Source organism: Streptomyces sp. NTH33 (assembly GCF_003236365.1).
In the GTDB taxonomy this organism is placed as follows: domain Bacteria; phylum Actinomycetota; class Actinomycetes; order Streptomycetales; family Streptomycetaceae; genus Streptomyces.
This window is the reverse complement of sequence record NZ_POTZ01000076.1, coordinates 1-21,136: the sequence shown is the minus strand read 5'-3', so window position 1 is coordinate 21,136 and position 21,136 is coordinate 1. Positions and strand designations below refer to the sequence as shown.

Here is a 21,136-nt window from a genome sequence, read left to right as displayed (position 1 = left end):
GTTCCAGGCCGTCCCGGGCCACCGGGCGCACCGGCACCGGCCGTACGGGAGGGTGGGCCCGGTGGCCCGGGACGGCCTGGAACTGGGCGGCTGGTACTACCGCGCTCCGGGCCGCTCGCCCGCGGAGCCCGCGCCGTGCGTGCTGCATCTGCACGGCGGCCCGGAGGAACAGGAGCGTCCGGTGTTCGAGCCGCTGTACCACGAGTTGCTGGGCCGGGGACTGGACGTCTTCGCCCCCGATGTGCGCGGCTCCTCCGGGTACGGCCGTTCCTTCGTCGACGCGGACCTGGGCAGGGGGAGGTTCGCGGCGATCGACGACGTCGCCGACTGCGCGGCCCATGCCGTCCTGGAGGGCCTGGCCGACCCGCGCCGGCTGGCCGTGATGGGCCACTCCTACGGCGGCTACCTGACGATGGCGTCCCTGGTGTGGCATCCGGACCTGTTCCGCACCGGCGTCCCGGTGTGCGGCATGTCGGACCTCACGACGTTCTTCGCCGGCACCGAGCCGTGGCTGGCCCAATCGGCCGCCCACAAGTACGGGCACCCGGACCGCGACCGCGAGCTGCTGCACGAGCTGTCGCCGATGAGCCGCGTCGACGCGCTGCGCGTCCCGGTGCTGGCCGTGCACGGCGAGCACGACACCAACGTGCCGCCGGGCGAGTCCGAGCAGTTCGTACGGGCCGCACGGGAGCGCGGGGTGGAGGCGGAACTCCTCGTCCTGCGCGACGAGGGGCACGACTTCCGGCGCGCGGACAACCGCCGTACCTTCCGCAGGGCCGCCGCCGACTGGATCCAGCGCCACCTGGCCGGCTGACCGCCACGTCATCCGCGCCGGACGTTTCGTCACCGGCTCCCGCGGCAACTCCTATGTCCGGAACATACCGTGACCCGGGGGCCCCGATGTGGAAGCGCAGGAAGCGGGCACGGCCGGTTCGGCCGCTGCCGTTGGAGCTGTGCGACCTGTGCGGCGTGACCTTCCCGGAGGACGAGAGGGTGCGTGGTTACGTCCCCGACTCCTCCGCCGTCCATCCCACCCATGACTGGTTCGACGGCCTGCGCCGTGTCACCGCCTGCTGCGAGGAACACCTCGCCGTGGTCCGGAAGGATTACGAGGGCCGTGAGTTCGTGCCGGAGGAGCTGTGGGCCGCGAAGATCGACCGTGCCCTGAGCAGCGGCACCCGGTTCCTCACGATGGAGCGGCTCGGCTGCCGTACCGGCCTGCAGGAGTCCCAGATCCGGCGTGCCATCGCCTGGCACAACGCGCACCTGGGGCAGCGGCCCGAGCCGTGAGCGCTCCGAGCCGGTCAGGCCGCGCGGAACAGGCCGCCGACCGCCGCGGCGATCCTGCGCCGCAGGGTGCGGCGCGCGATGCCGGGCGGGAACAGCCGTCCGGCCTCTCCCCCTCCGGCGGCCGACGTCCAGTCGGGCGGGGTTTCGCCGTCCACGACGAACTCCAGCAGGACCGGGCCCGTGGACCGCAGGGCGCTCTCCCAGACGGGAGCCACCTCGCCCGGGTGCTCGCAGCGCACGCCGGGCAGGCCGAGCAGCCGGGCGTAGTCGGCGAAGGAGATCCGGGGCAGCTCGCCGGAGGGGGCGAGGAGAGGGTCCCCGGCCGCGCTGCGACGCTCCCAGGTCAGCCGGCTGAGGCCGCCGTTGTTCAGGACGCAGAAGATCAGCGGAGGCGTCCGGGCCGGCCGTCGCAGCTGCCGCCGGACGGTGATCAGCTCGTTCATCCCGTTCGCCTGGAGCGCTCCGTCGCCGATCAGGGCGATGACCGGGCGGTCGGGGAAGGCCAGGCGGGCGGCCACCGCGTAGGGTACGGCGGCTCCGGGCGTGCCGAGGTGGCCCGAGAGAGCGGTGCGCATGCCGGTGCGCAGTTCCAGGTGCCGTGTCCACCAGTCCAGGGCGGAGCCGGAGTCGGTGACGACGACGGACCGGTCCGGCAGACGCGCGGACAGCTCGGCGACGACGGAGCGGGGGTTGACCAGGGCGCCGAAGAACCGTGACGCCTTCTGGCGGCCCTGGGCACGCCACTGGCGCACCGCCCGTTCGACGTCCGTGCGCCACCGGCGGTCACGTTTGCGGCGCAGCAGCGGGACGAGTGTGTCCAGCGCGGCGGTGACGTCCCCGGTCAGCCATACGGTCTCGGACGCGCCGCGGACCTCCGGCCGCGCGGTGACGTCCGGGTCGGCGCTGATCACGCGCGGGCCGCGGCCCGGCAGCAGGCGCCCGGCGAAGTCCTCCGCGCCCACCAGGAGCAGCGTGTCGCACTCCCGCAGCAGGGCGGCGGCGACGGCGCTGCCGGAGGGAGCCGCCACACCGGTGACGTAGGGCAGTACGTCGGGCAGTACGTCGCGGCCGAGCGGTGTCTTGGCCACTCCGGCACCCAGCAGTTCGGCGGCGCCGACGACCTGCCCGGAGGCGGCGGCGCCGCCGGGCCCCACCACGACCGCGACCCTGCGTCCCTCGTTCAGGACGACCGCCGCCCGCCGCACTTCCCGCTCGTCCGCCTGCCGCACCGGCGGGCGGAAGCCGACGGGGGCGTCGGCCGGCCGGTCCTCGTGCCCGGATTCCGGTACGGCCTCGGTCCGCAGGACCGCTCGCGGCACGATCAGTGCGGCGACGCCCCGGTCGGTGAGCGCGGCGCGTACCGCCCGGTCCAGCGCGTCCCGCACCCGCCCCGGCTCGGACACCACTTCGCAGAACTCGGACACGTCCGCGAGGAGCCGTACCGCCGGGACGGCGCGCCGCCGGACGTCCGTGTCCGGGAAAGGCCGGTCCTCCTCCACCAGGGCCACGACCGGCTGCCGGTCCAGCGCGGCGTCGTACAGGCCGCTGAGCAGGTGCAGGGCGCCGGAGCCGGCCGGGGCGAGGCAGCAGCCCGGCCGGCCGGTGAACTTGGCGTGGGCGCAGGCCATGAGCGCGGCGGACTCCGCGTGCCGGGCCCGGACGAACTCCGGGCCGTGGCGCCCGTCGCCGAGCGCGCCGATCAGGGCGTCGGCGTCCGCTCCGGGCACGCCGAAGACCCGGTCCACCCCCCACGCCCGCAGGCGTGCCGCGATGAGTTCACCGACGCCGGCCACGTGCACCTCCCGCACCTGGGAGCCGAGGATCGCGGCATCGGGTAGCCCGCCCCCGCGCCGCCAAACCGCCGGTGGTCACCGGCCTCCCGCCCGGCCATGAGCGCCCGCCCGCGCGACTCCTCCGCGCGGGCGGGCGCTCCCACGCGCGCGGCGCCGCGCACCCCTGCCTCCACCCGGTCCGCGACCGCCCGCACCGCCCCACCCCGTACATCCGGGCGCGGTTTCGGGCGCGCGCCGGCCGGGCACCCGTGCCAGGCTCGGGAACGAGCACCGAGGACGCGGGGCCGGACACGGTGGCAGAAAGGCGGGCACGGCGTGACGGTGGCTGACAAGTACGCACCATCCGAGCCGCCCGCACGCGGCGAACGGGTGGCGTCCGCACTCGACAAGCGCCTGCCGCTGTCCATGGCGGGCAAGCAGTTCCTGCGCAAGGCGTTCCCCGACCACTGGTCGTTCCTGCTGGGCGAGATCGCCCTGTACAGCCTGCTCGTGCTGGTGCTGACGGGTGTCTGGCTGACTTTCTTCTTCCACCCGGACATGACGGAGAAGCCGTACCTCGGCTCCTACGCGCCGCTGCGCGGGCAGCTGACGTCGCAGGCGTACGCGTCGGTGCTGCACATCAGCTTCGACATCCGCGGGGGCCTGCTGCTGCGGCAGATGCACCACTGGGCCGCGCTGGTGTTCGTCGCCGCGATCGGCGTGCACCTGATGCGGATCTTCCTCACGGGTGCCTTCCGCCGGCCGCGGGAGGTGAACTGGGTGATCGGGGTGACGCTGTTCGGGCTCGCCATGCTGGAGGGGTTCGCCGGCTACTCGCTCCCCGACGACCTGCTGTCCGGCACCGGTCTGCGCACCGCCCAGGGCATCATGCTGTCGATCCCGGTGGTCGGCACCTACCTCCAGTTCCTCGTCTTCGGCGGCCAGTTCCCCGGGCACGAGATCATCCCGCGCCTGTACGTGTTCCACATCCTGCTGCTGCCCGGCCTGCTCCTGGCGCTCGTGGGGGTCCACCTGGGCTTCGTCGTCTACCACAAGCACACCCAGTGGGCGAAGCCCGGCCACACCAACCGCAACGTGATCGGCAAGCCCCTTTTCCCGCAGTACACGACGAAGTCCGTCGGCCTGTTCCTCACCCTGATGGGCGTCCTGGCCCTGATGGGTGCGCTGATGCAGATCAACCCGATCTGGGACTTCGGCCCCTACCGCACCGACCACGTCTCCATCGACGCCCAGCCGGACTGGTACGTCGGCTTCCTGGAGGGCGGGCTCAGGCTGATGCCCGGCGCCGAGACGAACGCCGTCGGGCACACCGTTGCCTGGAACGTGTTCCTGCCGGGCGTGGTGCTGCCCACACTGCTGTTCGTCATCCTGTACGCCTATCCGTTCTTCGAACGGTGGCTCACCGGCCCGCTGCCCGAGCAGCACCTGTGCGACCGGCCGCGCAACCAGCCCACGCGCACGGCCCTGGGAGCCGCGGCCCTCTCGGTCTACGGCGTGCTGCTGCTGGCGGGCGGCCAGGACGTCCTGTCGTACGTGTTCCACGTCCCGTTCGAGGTGCTGACGTACTGGTTGCGCGCCGGCGCGTTCGTGGTGCCGTTCGTGGTCTACCACGCCACCAAGCGGGCCTGTCTCGGGCTGCAGGCGGCCGACCGGAGGCGGCTGCTGGAGGGCCGGGTCACGGCGCAGGTGCGGCGTACCCCCGGGGGCGGTTACGAGGAAGCGCGGACGCTGCTGTCCCAGGAGGAGGCGTACCGCATCCTCGTGCGTGCCGAACCACGGCCCCGGGCACACGGGACGGAGGTCTGGCGCTGGTTCCGCAGGCACCGGATCCGCAACGCGCTGAGCCGGTGGTTCTTCGGCGAACGGGTGGAGCTGCCCACCACCGAGTGGCAGCGGCGGCAGATCGAGGTCGCGCGGGCCGGTCCCAAGGAGGCCGAGGAGAACAGTGGGAGCTGAACGAGGAGCACCGGACATGACCGAAGGCAGTACGGCGGCGGTGAACGGGGCGGGCGAGGCCGCGTCCTCGGGGAACCTGCTGTTCGGGCCGCAGCCGAACGTGGCGGGGGCGGCCGGTTACCCCGACGCCCCGCCCCGGATGGGCTTCTTCACCGACACCTCGGTGTGCATCGGCTGCAAGGCGTGCGAGGTGGCGTGCAAGGAGTGGAACTCGGTGCCGGAGGACGGCCTGGAGCTGACCGGCATGTCGTACGACAACACCCAGGGGCTCGGCGCCGACACCTGGCGGCACGTGGCCTTCATCGAGCAGCGCAAGCCGCTGGGCGGTCAGGAACCGGGCGTCGGCCACGGCGGGTTCGACGTGTTCGAGGCCGCCCGGCAGCTGGGCACCTCGCCCTCCTCCCCCGGCCCCGGGGCCACCGCGCCCTCACCGGAGTCGGCGCCCGCGGGCGCGCCGGCCGGGGAGATCTCCCCGGTGTCGCCCGACGGGCGGACCGAGCTGCGCTGGCTGATGTCCTCCGACGTGTGCAAGCACTGCACGCACGCGGCCTGCCTGGACGTGTGTCCCACGGGGGCGCTGTTCCGCACCGAGTTCGGCACGGTGGTGGTCCAGGAGGACGTGTGCAACGGCTGCGGGTACTGCGTGCCCGCCTGCCCGTACGGGGTGATCGACCAGCGCAAGGGCGACGGGCGGGTCTGGAAGTGCACGCTGTGCTACGACCGGCTGGGCGTCGGCATGGAGCCGGCCTGCGCCAAGGCCTGTCCCACCGACTCCATCCAGTTCGGGCCGCTGGAGGAGCTGCGGGAGCGGGCGGCCGCCCGGGTGGCGCAGCTGCACGCGGCCGGTGTGACGGACGCGCGGCTGTACGGGGAGAGCCCGGACGACGGGGTCGGCGGCGACGGCGCGTTCTTCCTGCTGCTCGACGAGCCCGAGGTCTACGGCCTGCCACCGGACCCGGTGGTCACCACCAGGGATCTGCCCGCGATGTGGAAGCACGCGGCGACGGCCGCCGTGTCGCTCGCCGCGCTGGCCGTCGCCAGCTTCGTCAGGAGGCCACGATGAGCGGATCGGACGTCACCCGCGGGGGTGTCGAGGGAGCGCGGCCCGGCCGGGACGCCCTGACCGGCGCGGGCGGCGGGCGCGGGCGGCACAGGCGGCGCCGCGGACGCGGCGAGCAGCCGATGGTGCCGGAGGCCCGGTTCTCGTCGTATTACGGCAAACCGGTCCTGAACAAGCCGACCTGGGAGCCGCTGGACATCGCCGGCTATCTCTGGCTCGGCGGGCTGGCCGGAGGGTCGTCGCTGCTGGCGGCCGGGGCGCAGGCCACGGGGCGGCCGGCGCTGGCCCGGACGGCGAAGTTGGGTGCGGCGGGCGCGATCTCCGCGTCGCTGGCGGCGCTGGTGCACGACCTGGGCCGGCCGGCCCGGTTCATCAACATGCTCCGCGTCTTCAAGCCGACCTCGCCGATGAACGTGGGCTCCTGGCTGCTGGCCGGGTACGCGCCGCTGACGGTGGCCGCCGCGGCCGCCGATGTCACGGGCCGTTACCGCGTCCTGGGCGCCGGAGCCACGGCGGCCGCCGCCGTCCTGGGGCCGGCGGTGGCCACCTACACCGCCGTGCTGATCTCCGACACGGCGGTGCCCTCGTGGCACGAGGGCTACCGGGAGATGCCGTTCGTGTTCGCCGGTTCCGGCGCGAGCGCGGCGGCCGGGCTGGCCCTGGCCTGCGTGCCGGCCCGGCAGGCGGGCCCGGCGCGCCGCATGGCGGTGCTCGGTGCCGCACTGGAGATGGGCACCTTCCATCTGATGAAGCGCCGAATGGGCCTGGTGGCCGAGCCGTTCGGGCAGGGCAAACCGCACAGGCTGCTGCGCGCGGCGGAGCTCCTCACGGCAGGCGGCGCGGCGCTGTCCGCGCTCGCGGGCCGCCGGGGCGGCCGGCCCCTGGCCGTGGCGGCGGGGGCGGCCCTGCTCTCCGGCTCCGCCGCCCTCAGGTTCGGCATCTTCCACGCCGGCGTGCACTCCGCGGAGGATCCCAAGTACACGGTCGTGCCCCAGCGGGAACGGCTGCGGGCCCGCGCGGGCTGACGCCCGGTCGTCCGGCGGCGGTCCCCGCGCGCGGGCGGGCGTCAGGGAGCCTGCGGGGCGCCGCCCGGGGACAGGGCGAGGTCGTCCGCGGCCAGCCGTTCCTCCCGGTTCACCCAGGACCAGGTGACCGCCGCCGCGGCGATGCCGAGGGGCAGCATGCCCACGATCATGGCGATCCCCTCCGCCGGGCGGCCCTCGGCGACCACCCAGACCGCGGGCAGGTCCAGCAGCGGGGCCGCCAGGAACAGGTACAGGCACCGGCCGGGATCGCTCAGGCGGTGCCGGGTGCGGGTGAGGACGGGGATCCAGAAGAGCACCGCGGACACCACCAGGACCGGCTCCGTCAGCCACGCGCCGGCCGGCGGCATGAGCCCGGCCAGGTCGCCGAGCACCGCCCAGGCGTGCACCACCACCAGCAGCGGCAGCGCCACACCCGCCGGCAGGCTCGCCCACCGCCACAGCGGGGAGCGCCGGGTGAGCCGTACGACGCCGGGGACCACCGCGGCGAGCACGAAACCGGACAGGCCCATCGCCACGGCCGGTGACAGCCCCGTCAGATGCGTGGAGTGGTCCATGCCGCCTCACCTCTCCGCCGCGCTCGTGCCGTGCACGGCCAGCGCGATCGCCGCGCCCAGCAGCGGAACGGCCAGGGCCAGCAGCCACAGGCCGTAGACGAAGGCCAGGGCGACCAGCGCGCAGCCGAACGCGGCGGCTGGTACCGCCCCGGCCCCGCGGTCCGGGACCCGGTAGCGGACGTGCTGGTCGGGGCCGGAGCGCGAGGAGACGAGCACCAGCACCGCGGCCAGTTCCAGCAGCACGACGACCCCGCCCCACAGCCAGAGGACCAGGGAACTCTCGCCGTAGACCCCGAGCACGGCCAGCAGCACCCCGTTGAGCAGTCCCCAGCCGCCGACGACGGCGAACGGCAGATGCCGCTTCATGACGGGTTCCCCTCCTGCGCGGCCGCCGCCTCACGGGCCTGCCGCTCCCGCAGGTCCAGCAGCGGGACGAAGCTGGTGACAGGGGGCAGCGGGCGGTCGGGGGCGAAGTTCAGCCGGGGCGGCGGCGAGGAGGTGGCCCATTCCAGCGTGTACGCCCCCCAGGGGTCGTCCCCGGCCGCCTCGGCCCGGCCCAGGGCCCGCTTGCGCAGGGCCCACAGCACGTTGACGGCGAACACGGTCATGCCGGCGGCGAGAAAACCCGCGCCGATGCTGGACAGCAGGTTCATCAGGCCGAAGCCGTCGAAGGGCTCGTACGTCGCCACGCGGCGCGGCATGCCGAAGTAGCCGAGGAAGAACATCGGCAGGAAGGTCAGATTGGTGCCGATCACCAGCAGCCAGAAGTGCAGCCGCCCCATCCGTTCGCCCAGCATCGTGCCTGTCACCTTCGGGAACCAGAAGTAGACGGCGGCGAACAGGCCGAAGGCGCTGCCGGCGAAGAGCACGTAGTGCAGGTGGGCCACGATGAAGTAGCTGTCGGTGACGTGGTAGTCGATGACCGGGGTGCCGACCATGATGCCGGTGAGCCCGCCGATCAGGAACTGCGGGATGAACGCCAGGGCGAACAGCATCGGCGTGGGGAAGCGGAGCCGGCCGCCCAGGACCGTACCGATCATGCCGAAGTACTCGATGCCCGCGGGGACGAGCAGCGCGATGGACGTCAGCGAGTAGTAGTCGTTGGTCGCCTGCCCGGTGGCGAACATGTGGTGGCCCCACACGCTCATCGACAGGGCGGCGAACACCAGCAGCGACAGGACGGTCCCCTTGTAACCGAAGAAGCGGCGGCCGGAGAAGACGGCCAGCACCTCGGCGACCGCGGCCAGGTACGGGAAGAACATGACGTACACCACGGGGTGGCCGTAGAACCAGAACAGGTGCTGGTAGCCGATGTTCCACACGTTGGAGGCGAAGACGGACGCGTCGGCCCGGCCCACGGCGAGCAGGGTGAGCGCCGCCAGCAGGGCCGGGAAGGCGCCGATCACCATCAGGCAGGAGGCGATCTGCGACCAGCAGAACACCGGCAAGCGCAGCATCGTCATGCCCCGGGCACGGCGCCGCAGCACCGTCCACAGCACGGTCCAGCCCATCAGGATCACGCCGGTGGTGGCGAGGAACACTCCGGCGATCCACAGGTCGGAGCCTAGGCCGGGCGAGTGCTCCTTGTCGGCCAGCGGTGGGTAGGAGAACCAGCCGCCGGCGTGCGCGCCCGTGGGAGTGGCGAAGCCGGAGAGCATCATCACCGCGCCGAGCAGGTAGAGCCAGTAGCCCAGCAGCGTCAGGCGGGGCGCGGCGATCCCGGGCGCCCCGACCTGCAGCGGCACCAGGTAGACACCCATTCCGAGCGCGAACGGGGTGATCACCATGTAGATCATGCCGGAGCCGTGGATGGTGAACAGCTGGTTGTAGGTGTGGGCGTCCACCACGTGCAGGTCGGGTTGGGCGAGCTGGCTGCGCATGATCAGGGCGAGGACGCCCATGAGCAGGAACAGCACCAGACTGGTGCCGATGGTCAGCAGTCCGATGCGCTTGTGGTCGGTGGAGGTCGCCCAGCCCAGCCAGCCGCCCGGCGGGACCGGCCGGCCACCCGTGCCCTCCGTGCCGGCGGCGGGAGGCGCGACAGTCATGCCGCCGCTCCCGCCGCGGTGCCGACCGGCTGCCCGTGCAGGAACCGCTCGTACTCCTGGGGCGAGACCGCCTGCACCCAGAAATCCATCGAGTAGTGCCGCTCGCCGCAGAACTCCGCGCACCTGCCCCGCCAGCGGCCCTCGTGGTCGAGGGTGAGGGTGAAGGTGTTCACGTGGTCGGGGAAGGTGTCCATCTTGTAGCGCAGGTCCGGGATCCACAGCGAGTGGATGACGTCCTCGGAGGTCAGCCGCAGCTGCACCGGGCGGCCGGTCGGCACCACCAGGGTCGGCATGTCCTTGCCCCGGCAGGTGCCCGTGACGCTGCGCTTCGCGGGGGACTCGGGGTAGCCGAACGTCCAGCACCACTGGAAGCCGGTGACGTCGACGCGGACGGGCTCGGCGGCGGGCGGCCGGTGCTCCCGGTGGTTCTGCCAGGCGGTCCAGGCGACGAGGAACACCGCGAACGCGGCCAGGACACCGACGTAGAACTTCTCCAGTGCGGGCCTCTCCGGCCGCTGGGAGGCGGTCGGCTGCCGTCCGGCACGCCGCCTGAGGAGCGCGTAACCGAGGAGGGCGCACACGACCAGGAACACGAACCCCGCGATCGCGGACTCCACGGAGAACACACTGCCGAAGACATGGCGCTGGATCATCGCGTCACCGCCGCGCGGCCGAAGCCCCCGACCATCATGCGATCACTCCCATCCCGCCCCGTGGAACCACGGCCACCTGGTCATTACGGGCATGCCGGACGGTCCGCGAGCAGACGTACCGCCATGCTGGAGGCGGGAGTTTCCCGGTGTCCGCGGCTCACACCTCCAGTGCGGGGAATTTTCGGTTTCACCGGTCGTGCCAGGGGTACTTCGCAGCATGCAACCGGACCGGAGCGGAAGGAGACGAGGCCCATGCCCAGCCGCAGCCAGGTGCGGCGTCTGCTCGCCGACGGCCTCGGCTACGAAGAGGCCGGACGCCGGCTCGGAGTACCCGCGGGCCAGGCGTTCCTCATCGCCACGGGCCTGCCCGCCGACGGCGGGGACACCCTCACCACCACGGAGCAGCACCGCCCCGGGATGCCCCAGGAGTCCACCCAGCACCTGTCCAACCCGCCCGCCGAGAACCCCACCGGCGAGGACGGGACGCACCAGTGGCTCAAGCGGCGGGCCACCGCCGACGGGCGGATGCGACAGGCGGCCGAGTCGCGCGACGCGGTCCCGGAGGGCGAACGCGCGCCCGGCGACGTGCACGAGCTCACGAACGTACTGACCCGCGACCACGACCGCGTCACCGCGCTGCTCAAGCAGGTACAGGCCCTGCCCGGGGTGAAGAAGGGCGGCTCCGAGGCCCAGCGCCTGCGCCGGCAGTCCCTCGTCGACCTGATCGCCGAGGCGCTGGCGAGCCACGAACCGGCCGAACAGCGCCATCTGTGGCCGACCGTGCGCGACGTGCTGGAGGACGGGGACCACCTGGCCGACCAGGCGCTGGAGCAGGAGAGCGAGGGCACCCGCACACTGGCGGACCTGCAGCGGACCTCGCCGGACAGCGAGGAGTTCGACGACCTGATCGAGCAGCTCGGGGACCAGCTGCGCAAGCACGTCGCCTTCGAGGATGCCGTCTTCGCCCGGCTGCGCGAGAATCTGCCGCAGGAGGACCGCGAGCGACTGGGCTCCAGGGTCGTCCAGGCCTGGAAGGGCGCGCCGACCCGGCCCCACCCGCACGCCCCGCAGCACCCGCCGGCCGCGGTGGCCGCCGGCGGCATGGCGGCGGCGCTGGTGGACCGGGTCCGCGACACGGTCGGCGGACGGCCCGCCGACCGCGGGGGAACGGAGCGGGACGACACGTAACCGGACGGCCGCACGACGTCGAGCAGCAGGACCGAGCAGCAGTACCGAAAGGGCTACATCTCATGGGCGTACGCACGTGGATCGACTCCTGGCCGGTCTACCGCCAGCTCAAGGGCACCGACCCCCTGGGCCGCGGAGCCGCCGCCAAGAGCGGGCCCAGCGCACGGCTCACCCCCCGGGTCGCCTCGGCCGACCGGGTGGTGAAGTCGATCTGTCCGTACTGCGCCGTGGGCTGCGGCCAGAACGTCTACGTCGAGGACGAACGGGTCACCCAGATCGAGGGCGACCCCGACTCCCCCATCTCCCGCGGCCGGCTGTGTCCCAAGGGCTCGGCCAGCCTGCAGCTGACCACCGGCAGCGCGCGGGAGCACCACGTCCTGTACCGGCGCCCGCACGGCACCGAGTGGGAGCGGCTCGACCTGGACACGGCGATGGACATGATCGCCGACCGGGTGATCGAGACCCGCCGCGCCGGCTGGCAGTGGGAGGTCGACGACGTCCGCACCCGGCGCACGCTGGGTATCGCGAGCCTGGGCGGGGCGACGCTGGACAACGAGGAGAACTACCTGATCAAGAAGCTGTTCACCGCTCTGGGCGCGATCCAGATCGAGAACCAGGCGCGTGTTTGACACTCCTCCACCGTTCCCAGTCTGGGAACCTCGTTCGGCCGCGGCGGCGCGACCACCTTCCAGCAGGACCTGCAGAACTCCGACTGCATCGTCATCCAGGGCTCGAACATGGCCGAGTGCCATCCGGTCGGGTTCCAGTGGGTGATGGAGGCCAAGGCCCGCGGCGCGAAGGTGATCCACGTCGACCCGCGGTTCACCCGGACCAGCGCGCTGGCCGACCTGCACGTGCCGCTGCGCGCGGGCTCCGACATCGCCTTCCTCGGCGGGATCATCAACTACGTCCTGAGCAACGACAAGTACTTCCGTGACTACGTCGTGGCCTACACCAACGGGCCCGTCGTGCTGAGCGAGGACTTCCGGGACACCGAGGACCTGGACGGCGTGTTCTCCGGCCTGGACCGCGAGGGCCGCAGCTACGACAACAGCAGCTGGCAGTACGAGGGCATGGAGGTGCAGGCGGCCTCCGGGCAGCGCGACCAGGAGTACGAGAAGCGCACCGGCGGCGGCAGGACGCTCGCCGAGGCGGGGCGTGGCGAGGCCCACGGGTCGGGCGGCGCGGACATCGGCGCGGGCGAGCCCGAGCGCGACGAGACCATGACCCATCCGCGGTGCGTGTTCCAGGTGCTCAAGCGGCACTACGCCCGCTACACACCGGAGATGGTGGAGCGGATCTGCGGGGTGCCGCAGGAGCTGTTCCGTCAGGTGTGCGAGCTGGTGACGGAGAACTCCGGGCGGGACCGGACCACCGCGTTCGCCTACGCGGTGGGCTGGACCCAGCACACGGTCGGCGTGCAGTACATCCGCGCCGCCGCCGTGCTGCAGAGCCTGCTGGGCAACATCGGCCGGCCGGGCGGCGGCATCCTGGCGCTGCGCGGGCACGCCTCCATCCAGGGGTCGACGGACATCCCCACCCTGTTCAACCTGCTGCCCGGGTACATCCCGATGCCGCACGCGCACCAGAACGAGGACCTGGACTCCTTCGTCCGCGGCGAGGCCGCGAGCAAGGGCTACTGGGGCAACATGCGCGCGTACCTGGTGAGCCTGCTGAAGGCGTACTGGGGCGAGGCGGCGACCCCCGACAACGACTTCTGCTTCGACTACCTGCCGCGGCTGACCGGCTCGCACTCCACCTACGAGACGGTGATGGCCCAGCTGGAGGGGACCTGCAAGGGCTACTTCCTGATGGGCGAGAACCCGGCCGTGGGCTCCGCCAACGCCAAGATGCAGCGCCTGGGCATGGCCAACCTGGACTGGCTCGTCGTACGGGACTTCTCCCTGATCGAGTCGGCCACCTGGTGGAAGGACGGCCCGGAGATCGAGACCGGGGAGCTGCGCACGGAGGACATCGGCACGGAGGTGTTCTTCCTGCCGGCCGCCGCGCACACCGAGAAGGACGGCAGCTTCACCAACACCCAGCGGCTGCTGCAGTGGCACCACAAGGCCGTCGAGCCGCCCGGCGAGTCACGCAGCGACCTGTGGTTCACCTTCCACCTCGGCCGGATCATCCGGCAGAAGCTCGCCGGGTCCACCGACCCGATGGACCGGCCGGTGCTCGACCTGACCTGGGACTATCCCACGAAGGGCGAGATCGCCGAGCCCGACGCGGAGGCGGTGCTCGCCGAGGTCAACGGCTACGACGCCGAGGGCAACCCGCTGGCCTCCTACGAGCAGCTGAACCCCGACGGCTCCACCGCGTGCGGCTGCTGGATCTACTGCGGTGTCTACGCCGACGGCGTCAACCAGGCCGCCCGCCGCAAGCCGGGCAAGGAGCAGGACTGGGTGGCGAACGAGTGGGGCTGGGCCTGGCCGGCCAACCGGCGGATCCTGTACAACCGGGCCTCGGCGGACCCGGACGGCAAGCCGTGGAGCGAGCGCAAGGCACTGGTGTGGTGGGACGAGGACGAGGCGAAGTGGACGGGCCACGACATCCCCGACTTCGCCGACAACAAGTCGCCGTACCACCGGCCGCCGCCGGACGCGAGCGCGGCCGAGGCGCTGACGGGCACCGACCCGTTCATCATGCAGGCCGACGGCAAGGCGTGGCTGTACGTGCCGTCCGGGCTGACCGACGGGCCGCTGCCGACGCACTACGAGCCGCAGGACTCGCCGTTCCCCAACCTGCTATACGGCCAGCAGCGCAACCCGGTACGGCAGTTGTTGCCGCCGCACCCGGACAACCGCTACCAGCCCGGTCCGGGTGAGCCGGGCTCGGAGGTGTTCCCGTTCGTGGCGACCACCTATCGGCTGACCGAGCACCACACCGCGGGCGGCATGTCCCGCTGGCTGCCGTACCTGGCGGAGCTGCAGCCGGAGTTCTTCTGCGAGGTGTCGCCCGAGCTGGCCGCCGAGCGGGGCCTGGAGCACACCGGCTGGGCGACCATCGTCAGCGCCCGGGGTGTGATCGAGGCCCGGGTGCTGGTCACCGACCGGGTGCCGCCGCTGACGGTGCACGGCCGCACCCTGCACCAGGTGGGCCTGCCCTACCACTGGGGGCCGAACGGCTACAGCACCGGCGACGCGGCCAACGAGCTGCTGCACCTGTCCCTCGACCCCAACACCCACATCCAGGAGACCAAGGCGTTCGCCGTCGACATCCGCCCGGGCCGCCGACCCAGGGGCCCGGCCGCCGTGGAACTGGTCCGTACCTACCGGGCCCGCGCGGGCATCGACGCCCGGACCGGAACGGAGCCCTGACCGGGGCGGCCGGTCACCTCCGGGTCGTCACCTCAGGATCACCGAGTAGGGGCCGCGCGGGACGAGTTCCCCGATCACCGGGTGGCCGGGGATCTCGCCGGCGACGAGGAGGCCGCCGGAGGTCTGGGCGTCGGCCAGGAGGAGGCGGGTGTCGGTGTCCGTGTCGCCGAAGTCGGTGTGCGGGGCCACCCACTCCAGGTTGCGGCGGGTGCCGCCGCTGACGTAGCCGTCGCGCACGGCCTCCCGGGCGCCGTCCAGGCAGGGCACGGCGGCGGTGTCGACCACGGCCGTCACGCCCGAGGCGCGGGCCAGCTTGTGCAGGTGGCCGAGGAGGCCGAAGCCCGTCACGTCGGTGGCGCAGGAGGCGCCGGCGGCCAGGGCGGCGACGGAGGCGTCGCGGTTGAGGGCCACCATGGTGGCGACGGCCTGCTCGAACTGCTCGCCGGTGGCCTTGTGACGGTTGTTCAGCACGCCCAGGCCGAGGGGCTTGGTCAGCGTCAGGGGCAGTCCGGGGCGGCCGGCGTCGTTGCGCAGCAGCCGCTCCGGGTCCGCGAGGCCGGTGACGGCCATGCCGTACTTGGGTTCGGGGTCGTCGACGCTGTGCCCGCCGCCCACGTGGCAGCCGGCCTCGGCGGCGACCTCCAGCCCGCCGCGCAGCACCTCGCGGGCCAGGTCGAAGGGCAGGACGTCGCGCGGCCAGGCCAGCAGGTTGACCGCCAGGACGGGCCGTCCGCCCATCGCGTACACGTCCGACAGGGCGTTGGCCGCGGCGATGCGTCCCCAGTCGTAGGGGTCGTCGACGACCGGGGTGAAGAAGTCGGCGGTGGAGACCACGGCCTGCGCGGCGCCGCCCTGCGCGGGCAGCGTGACGACGGCGGCGTCGTCACCCGTGGCCAGGCCGACCAGCAACGGGGTGTCGCCGGCGGCGGGAGTCGCCGCCGTCAGCCCGCCGAGCACGTCCTCCAGCTCGCCCGGCGGGATCTTGCAGGCGCAGCCGCCGCCATGGGCGAACTGGGTGAGCCGTACGGGGGTTTCAGCGGTGGCGGTCATGCCGTGTCTCCTGCTCTCAGCCGGTTTCCGTCGTCTGTTTCTGCTGCTTGTTTCGCCGTCTGGTTTCGCCGTCTGGTTTCGTCGTCTGGTTTCGCCGTCTGTTCTCGCCGTCTGTCTCTGCTGCCTGTTTCACCCGCTGTTTCCGTCGTCCGTGCGGCATGCCGGGATCTTTCCGGTAGCCTGTCGGGCGGTGGAGGCGTGTGGGTGCCTGGTGGCCCTCCCGGTCTTCAAAACCGAGGTGCCCGAGGATCTCGGGCAGGCGGGTTCGATTCCCGTCCGCCTCCGCTCCCCCCGGCGTCCGCCCGGCAGCGCCTGCGCTGGCCGTCGACCCGTTCGGTGTGGCCGCGGGAGTCGAGGAACTCCAGCAGCGGCACGGCGACCCTGCGGGTGGTGCCGAGCGCCTTGCGCGCCTCGCTGAGCGTGAAGGGCTGCGGCAGGCGGCGCAGTACCGCGGCGGCCCGGACGTCCGCCCCCGGAAGCAGCACGATCCCGTCGCCGACCCGCAGCAGCGCGCCCGCGGAGACGGCTGCGGCCACGGCCTTGCGGTTGAGCCCGAGCTGGGCGAGGCGGTCGGCCTCCGGCGCGCAAAACGGCGCCTGTTCCAGTTCGCGCCGCACCGCGTCGACGGCCGCCCGGACCGGCGGGGGCAGGGTGGGGCCGAGGCCGGCGGGGCCGTACAGGCGCCCGTCGCGCCGCTGCAGTCGCGGCTCGCCGGGTGTCCGGGCGAGGGCGTCCACCAGGGCCCGGTCGGGCAGGCCGAGCAGGTGCCGGGCGGCCTCGGCGGGCAGCCCCGGCTCCATGGGGTGTCGGCGCGCGTACCGCTCGACCTCGGCGGCCAGCCGTTCGCGCAGCCGGGCCCAGTGGCCCGGGTCGGCCAGCCAGTCCCCGGTGACGGGCGGACAGGGCGGGGGCACGCCCATGGCCAGCAGGCGGGAGCGGCAAACGAGCCCGCGGCGCCGCAGCTCCGCCGCGCCGTCGGGGCGGCCCGTCATCGTGGCCAGTTCCGCCGCCCTGGCCCGTCCGGCGCCCCGCCGGGTCAGGTCCGGCGGGCACACGTCGAGCACGGTCGCGGCGCAGGGCATGCGCCCCCCGCCCGGCTCGCGCAGGACCGCCCGGTCCCCGACGCGCAGCGGCAGCGGGTGGCGCAGGGTCAGCCTGGCGGTGTCCTCGCCGAGGGGGCGGACGGTGACCGCGACGGCCGCCGTGCCGATGTGCAGGCCCGCGGTGCGGGGCAGTTCGCCGGCCGGCTCCCCGGTGACACGGACGTCGATCCGGTCGGTGAGCAGCCAGCGGTCCGGGGTCAGCAGGACCTGTCCGCGCCGCAGCTCCCCGTCGAGCGGGCCGTGCACGTTGACCGCGACCCGGGCGACCCCGCTGACGGCGCCGCGCTCCTGCTGCAGGCACTGCAGCCCGCGCACCCTCAGCGGGGCCGAGCCCTGCCCGGTCACCAGCCGGTCGCCGACGCGCAGGGTGCCCGCGCCGAGGGTGCCGGTCACCACGGTGCCGTGCCCGCGCACGGTGAAGGCGCGGTCCAGCCACAGCCGTACGTCCGCGTCGGCGGGCGGCACGGGCAGCGCACGGGCCAGCCGGGCCAGTTCGGTGCGCAGCTCGTCCAGTCCGGCGCCGGTCACCGCGCTCACCGCCACGGACGGCACGGCGCCGAGCGAGGTGCGGGCCAGCCGCTGGAGGGCGTCGGCCCGCACCGGCCCGGGGTCGGCCAGGTCGCTGCGGGTCACGGCGAGGACGGCGTGCCGTACGCCGAGCGCGTCGAGGATCGCCAGGTGTTCCTCGGACTGCGGCTGCCAGCCCTGGTCGGCGGCGACCACGAACAGCACGGCGGGCACGGGGCCGACCCCGGCCAGCATCGTGGCCACGAACTTCTCGTGCCCGGGCACGTCGACGAAGGCGAGGTGCTCGCCGTCGGCGTCGGGCCGGGTCCACACGAAACCGAGGTCCAGGGTGAGGCCCCGGCGCCGCTCCTCCTCGTAGCGGTCGGGTTCCATCCCGGTCAGCGCCCGTACCAGGGCCGACTTGCCGTGGTCGACGTGTCCCGCGGTGGCCAGTACGCGCATGGCCCGCCTACCTCTCCGCCGCCGACCGCACGGCGCCGGCCAGCCGTTCGTCGTCCTCCTCGGGCACCGCCCGCAGGTCCAGCAGGCACCGACCGCCCTCCAGCCTGCCCACGACCGGCACCCGGCCGGTGCGCAGCACGGCGGCGTACGGCTCCGGCAGGGACAGCGCGGCGCTGGGCAGCGTCACGCCGGGCGCGCCGCCACCGCCGACCGTGGCGTCGCAGGCGACGGCCCGGACGTCGACGCCGGTGGCGCCCAGCGCGGCGGCGAGCCGTTCGGCGCGGCGCATGAGCCGGCCCGCGTCGGCGGTGAGGGCCGCGGCAGTGGGGGTCTCGGGGCCCGTCAGGGTCGCCTCCAGGGCGGCCAGCGTGAGCTTGTCCACCCGCAGGGCGCGGGCCAGGGGATGCCGGGACAGGGTGCGGACGAGGTCCGCGTCACCGAGGAGCAGTCCGCACTGGGGGCCGCCGAGCAGCTTGTCCCCGCTGGCGGTCACCAGGGCCGCGCCGGCCCTCAGCTGGGTCTCGGCGTCCGGCTCCTCGGGCAGCAGCGGATGGGGGGCGAGCAGCCCGGAGCCGATGTCGACGACCACCGGCACGTCCAGCGCCGCCAGCTCGCGGATGCCGGCGGCACGGGTGAAGCCGGTGATGCGGAAGTTGGAGGGGTGCACCTTCAGGACGAAGGCCGTCTCCGGGCCGATGGCGGCGGCGTAGTCCTCGGCGGTCGTACGGTTCGTGGTGCCGACCTCGCGGAGCCGGGCCCCGGTGGAGACCAGCAGGTCCGGCAGCCGGAAGCCGTCCCCGATCTCCACCATCTCGCCCCGGCTGATGACGATCTCCCTGCCCATGGCGAGGGCGGTGGCGGCGAGGACGAGGGCGGCGGCGCCGTTGTTGACGACGTGCGCCGCCGCGGCGGACGGCACCCGGCCGCGCAGCGCGTCCAGGGCGGTGCGGCCCCGGCGGGCCCGCACACCGGTCCGCAGGTCCAGCTCGACGTCCGTGGGCCCGGCGGCGTCCTGCACGGCCTGCCGGGCCGCCGCGGACAGGGAGGCCCGGCCGAGGTTGGTGTGCAGCAGCACCCCGGTGGCGTTGATCACCGGGCGCAGCCCGCCGGCCGCGCGCGGCAGCAGCGCCACGGCGGTGTCCGCCACCTCCTCGGGGGCGAGGGCGCCGTGGCGTGCCCGCTCCTGAGCCTGCCGGACCGCGGCCTTGACCGGTCCGGGCCCGAGCCGGCCCGCCGCGTCCACCAGGCGCGGGTCCCGCAGAACGGCGTCGGTGCGGGGGATCCGCCGCCGGGCATCGCTCACCTGCCCCATGACCCGCTGTTCCATCCGCCCCTCCGTCCCCGTCACGGCCTCGTGGCCGCCCCGGCACTCCCATCGTCTCCCGGTTCGCCTCCCGGCGCCCGGGGCCGTCCGCACGACACGCCGTACCGCACCACCGGGCAGCCGCTCGTGTACCCGGGCTGCGGCACGGGAACCCGCACAGGTCCTGGCCACTGCCGTCGACGGCAGGAGTGAAGGGGTGCCGGATGAACAGAGGTGCCGGATGAACGGGGGACGCGCGCGGTGGGTCTTCGACGGCCATATCGCCGGAATCGGCACGGCCTCCGGTACGCGTCTCGTCCTGGGCTGCTGGGCGCACTCGCCGTTCGGGCCGTTCGCCGACGTGATGATCGAGCGGTGCGACGGGCATCGCGTACTGCTGGCCCCCGACCCCAGGACGGCGCGCTTCATCGCCGCCACCTACGTCTTCGACGAGGTGCGCGTCGAGCCGGTCCGGGTGACGGCCGGAGGTGACGGCTGGACCGTCACCTCCGACTCGCTGACCCTGCGTTTCACCACCGGCCGGCGGGGTCCGCTGGGGCTTGCGCTGCGCGCCGTGCCGCGAGGGCTCGCCGTCCGTCCGCGCTGGATCGAGGCGGTGGGCCTGCCCGCGCGCCTGCTGCGGGGCGTGCGCACCTGCGGCACGGCCGGCGGCGGGCGCCGCGAGTGGTACGGGGCGCGGGACCTGCGTCCGGTCAGGGGCGCCGACGCCGTCCTCGAGGGCGGGGACCTGGGGCCGCCGGCGCCGGTCGTACCGCCCGTACGCTTCGGTTTCGGGTCGACCCCGCGCAGGCCCTGCCTGGTGCGCGTCACCACTTTGGTGGGGTGACGGCCCCTCGCTTCCCGCCGGCTCCCGCCGGTTCGCCTCTTCCCGGCGCCGGCCCGCTCACCCGGCCTCGTTCTCCACACGCAGGCGTACCTGCTCCTCCAGGCGGCGCAGGCTGCTGTCGAGGGCGTCGCGGGCGGCTCGTTCGCCCGGGTCGTGCGTGTCGTCGAAGAACGACAGGTGGACGGTCACCTCACTGGCCCCGCTGCCGATGCCGGCGACCTGGAGCCAGCCCGCGTAGTCGCCCTGCTCGCGGGTGCCCCACTCGATGCGCATCTGGTCGCGTTCGGCGTGCAGCAGGGCGGAGGTGTCCTGGTCGGTGTGGTCCTCGTGCACGGTGACGGCGGGCGGCTGCTCGGGGTGCACGTGCAGGTCACCGGGCAGCCAGGCGTCGAGCCGGGCGACGTCGGCGGCCTGGTCGAAGACCTGCTCGGGCGCTGCGGGCATGGTGCGTGAACGTTCGTACTCGGCCATGGTGGCACCGTTCCTCCGCTCGGGGGTCGTACCTCGATCGCGTGCCCTCTCCGAGGCGGCCGAAAAGCCCCGGTTCGGCCGCGTCAGGGCGGGGCGGGGCGCAGGGCGCGCAGGACCGCCCAGACGACCGAGACGAACGGGACGGCGACGACGGCGCCGAGGATGCCGCCGACGATGCTGCCCGCGATGACGGAGACGGCGACGACGAGGGGGTGCAGACGGACCGCCCAGCTCATGACCAGGGGGTGGAGCAGGTGCCCTTCGATCTGGCCGATGACGACGATCAGGGCGAGCACGGCCAGCGCGATGAGCGGGCCGCGTCCGGCGAGGGCGACCACCGTGGCCACGCCGAGCGCGACCGGTGACCCGACCAGCGGTACGAACGTGGCGAAGAACTCCAGCAGCATCAACGGCAGCGCGAGCGGTACGCGCAGCACCAGCAGGGCGGCGCCGACGAGTACGGCGTTGGTGGCGGCCACGAT

Annotated in this window: 17 protein-coding genes, 1 tRNA gene and 1 pseudogene; 9 read left to right on the top strand and 10 right to left on the bottom strand. The window is 73.7% G+C overall.

Annotated elements, in window-relative coordinates; translation table 11 throughout:
• Positions 1–814 (top strand): alpha/beta hydrolase family protein (locus tag C1I97_RS10620; RefSeq protein WP_146608189.1); only part of this gene is annotated, 814 nt, incomplete at its 5' end.
• Positions 815–900: 86 nt separating this feature from the next.
• A complete protein-coding gene (locus C1I97_RS10615; RefSeq protein ID WP_111002973.1) occupies positions 901–1,290 on the top strand; it encodes a hypothetical protein in 390 nt (129 codons plus the stop codon).
• Positions 1,291–1,304: 14 nt separating this feature from the next.
• On the opposite strand, the gene C1I97_RS10610 is transcribed toward C1I97_RS10615, so the two are convergent.
• Positions 1,305–3,083: a thiamine pyrophosphate-binding protein gene (locus tag C1I97_RS10610; RefSeq protein ID WP_181446671.1), complete on the bottom strand. Its 1,779-nt coding sequence runs from the start codon at positions 3,081–3,083 to the stop codon at positions 1,305–1,307.
• Between the two features lie 315 nt (positions 3,084–3,398).
• On the opposite strand from C1I97_RS10610, the gene qcrB reads away from it, so the two are divergent.
• The 3 genes from qcrB to nrfD are packed head-to-tail and all read left to right on the top strand — an operon-like array spanning position 3,399 to position 7,124.
• Positions 3,399–5,039, top strand: a complete 1,641-nt coding sequence (gene qcrB / locus C1I97_RS10605; protein WP_441349101.1) for a cytochrome bc1 complex cytochrome b subunit — start codon at positions 3,399–3,401, stop codon at positions 5,037–5,039.
• 16 nt (positions 5,040–5,055) lie between these two features.
• Positions 5,056–6,102, top strand: a complete 1,047-nt coding sequence (locus tag C1I97_RS10600; RefSeq protein ID WP_111002971.1) for a 4Fe-4S dicluster domain-containing protein — start codon at positions 5,056–5,058, stop codon at positions 6,100–6,102.
• A complete protein-coding gene (gene nrfD, locus C1I97_RS10595) occupies positions 6,099–7,124 on the top strand; it encodes an NrfD/PsrC family molybdoenzyme membrane anchor subunit (protein WP_181446670.1) in 1,026 nt (341 codons plus the stop codon). Before C1I97_RS10600 ends, nrfD begins: the two co-directional genes overlap by 4 nt.
• A 41-nt stretch (positions 7,125–7,165) precedes the next feature.
• Here the strand turns inward: nrfD and C1I97_RS41315 are convergent, their stop codons facing one another.
• From C1I97_RS41315 to C1I97_RS10575, 4 genes are read right to left on the bottom strand one after another with little or no spacing between them, the layout of a single operon-like run.
• The gene (locus C1I97_RS41315) at positions 7,166–7,699 is read right to left on the bottom strand and encodes a hypothetical protein (protein WP_258382513.1); all 534 of its coding nucleotides are present in this window, start codon (positions 7,697–7,699) and stop codon (positions 7,166–7,168) included.
• Between the two features lie 6 nt (positions 7,700–7,705).
• A complete protein-coding gene (locus C1I97_RS10585) occupies positions 7,706–8,065 on the bottom strand; it encodes a hypothetical protein (RefSeq protein WP_111002970.1) in 360 nt (119 codons plus the stop codon).
• Positions 8,062–9,747 carry a cytochrome c oxidase subunit I gene (locus tag C1I97_RS10580; RefSeq protein ID WP_111002969.1) on the bottom strand — a complete coding sequence of 562 codons (1,686 nt, stop codon included), beginning with the start codon at positions 9,745–9,747 and terminating at the stop codon, positions 8,062–8,064. Before C1I97_RS10580 ends, C1I97_RS10585 begins: the two co-directional genes overlap by 4 nt.
• Positions 9,744–10,400, bottom strand: coding sequence for a cytochrome c oxidase subunit II (locus C1I97_RS10575; protein ID WP_111002968.1), 657 nt, complete (start codon positions 10,398–10,400; stop codon positions 9,744–9,746). Before C1I97_RS10575 ends, C1I97_RS10580 begins: the two co-directional genes overlap by 4 nt.
• A 252-nt stretch (positions 10,401–10,652) precedes the next feature.
• Between C1I97_RS10575 and C1I97_RS10570 the strand changes: the two genes are divergently transcribed.
• Positions 10,653–11,588 (top strand): hemerythrin domain-containing protein, encoded by a 936-nt coding sequence (locus C1I97_RS10570; RefSeq protein WP_111002967.1) that lies wholly within the window; start codon positions 10,653–10,655, stop codon positions 11,586–11,588.
• 62 nt (positions 11,589–11,650) lie between these two features.
• Positions 11,651–14,911, top strand: a complete 3,261-nt coding sequence (fdh, locus tag C1I97_RS10560; RefSeq protein WP_181446669.1) for a formate dehydrogenase — start codon at positions 11,651–11,653, stop codon at positions 14,909–14,911.
• A 27-nt stretch (positions 14,912–14,938) separates the two neighbouring features.
• Here fdh and selD read toward each other — a convergent pair whose 3' ends face one another.
• Positions 14,939–15,961, bottom strand: coding sequence for a selenide, water dikinase SelD (gene selD / locus C1I97_RS10555; RefSeq protein WP_111002964.1), 1,023 nt, complete (start codon positions 15,959–15,961; stop codon positions 14,939–14,941).
• A 192-nt stretch (positions 15,962–16,153) separates the two neighbouring features.
• Here selD and C1I97_RS39815 point away from each other — a divergent pair.
• Positions 16,154–16,246, top strand: a tRNA-Sec gene (locus tag C1I97_RS39815).
• Between the two features lie 38 nt (positions 16,247–16,284).
• On the opposite strand, the pseudogene C1I97_RS10550 reads toward C1I97_RS39815, so the two are convergent.
• Positions 16,285–18,033: pseudogene (locus tag C1I97_RS10550) on the bottom strand (SelB domain-containing protein); the annotation flags it as partial.
• Between the two features lie 7 nt (positions 18,034–18,040).
• The gene (gene selA / locus C1I97_RS10545; protein WP_111002962.1) at positions 18,041–19,360 is read right to left on the bottom strand and encodes an L-seryl-tRNA(Sec) selenium transferase; all 1,320 of its coding nucleotides are present in this window, start codon (positions 19,358–19,360) and stop codon (positions 18,041–18,043) included.
• 217 nt (positions 19,361–19,577) lie between these two features.
• Here selA and C1I97_RS10540 point away from each other — a divergent pair, with 217 nt between their 5' ends.
• Positions 19,578–20,183, top strand: a complete 606-nt coding sequence (locus C1I97_RS10540) for a hypothetical protein (protein WP_111002961.1) — start codon at positions 19,578–19,580, stop codon at positions 20,181–20,183.
• 57 nt (positions 20,184–20,240) lie between these two features.
• On the opposite strand, the gene C1I97_RS10535 is transcribed toward C1I97_RS10540, so the two are convergent.
• Together C1I97_RS10535 and C1I97_RS10530 are read right to left on the bottom strand one after the other, a co-directional pair.
• The gene (locus C1I97_RS10535; protein ID WP_111002960.1) at positions 20,241–20,654 is read right to left on the bottom strand and encodes an SRPBCC family protein; all 414 of its coding nucleotides are present in this window, start codon (positions 20,652–20,654) and stop codon (positions 20,241–20,243) included.
• An 83-nt stretch (positions 20,655–20,737) separates the two neighbouring features.
• Positions 20,738–21,136 (bottom strand): AI-2E family transporter (locus C1I97_RS10530; protein WP_146608188.1); only part of this gene is annotated, 399 nt, incomplete at its 5' end.

Excerpts from the sequence above, each read along its gene's own strand:
- selD (WP_111002964.1), bottom strand. The coding sequence starts at position 15,961 with ATGACCGCCACCGCTGAAACCCCCGTACGGCTCACCCAGTTCGCCCAT.
- C1I97_RS10535 (WP_111002960.1), bottom strand. The coding sequence starts at position 20,654 with ATGGCCGAGTACGAACGTTCACGCACCATGCCCGCAGCGCCCGAGCAG.
- selA (WP_111002962.1), bottom strand. The coding sequence starts at position 19,360 with ATGGAACAGCGGGTCATGGGGCAGGTGAGCGATGCCCGGCGGCGGATC.
- C1I97_RS10600 (WP_111002971.1), top strand. The coding sequence starts at position 5,056 with ATGACCGAAGGCAGTACGGCGGCGGTGAACGGGGCGGGCGAGGCCGCG.
- C1I97_RS41315 (WP_258382513.1), bottom strand. The coding sequence starts at position 7,699 with ATGGACCACTCCACGCATCTGACGGGGCTGTCACCGGCCGTGGCGATG.
- C1I97_RS10580 (WP_111002969.1), bottom strand. The coding sequence starts at position 9,747 with ATGACTGTCGCGCCTCCCGCCGCCGGCACGGAGGGCACGGGTGGCCGG.
- nrfD (WP_181446670.1), top strand. The coding sequence starts at position 6,099 with ATGAGCGGATCGGACGTCACCCGCGGGGGTGTCGAGGGAGCGCGGCCC.
- C1I97_RS10575 (WP_111002968.1), bottom strand. The coding sequence starts at position 10,400 with ATGATCCAGCGCCATGTCTTCGGCAGTGTGTTCTCCGTGGAGTCCGCG.
- C1I97_RS10585 (WP_111002970.1), bottom strand. The coding sequence starts at position 8,065 with ATGAAGCGGCATCTGCCGTTCGCCGTCGTCGGCGGCTGGGGACTGCTC.
- C1I97_RS10570 (WP_111002967.1), top strand. The coding sequence starts at position 10,653 with ATGCCCAGCCGCAGCCAGGTGCGGCGTCTGCTCGCCGACGGCCTCGGC.
- C1I97_RS10615 (WP_111002973.1), top strand. The coding sequence starts at position 901 with ATGTGGAAGCGCAGGAAGCGGGCACGGCCGGTTCGGCCGCTGCCGTTG.
- C1I97_RS10540 (WP_111002961.1), top strand. The coding sequence starts at position 19,578 with ATGAACGGGGGACGCGCGCGGTGGGTCTTCGACGGCCATATCGCCGGA.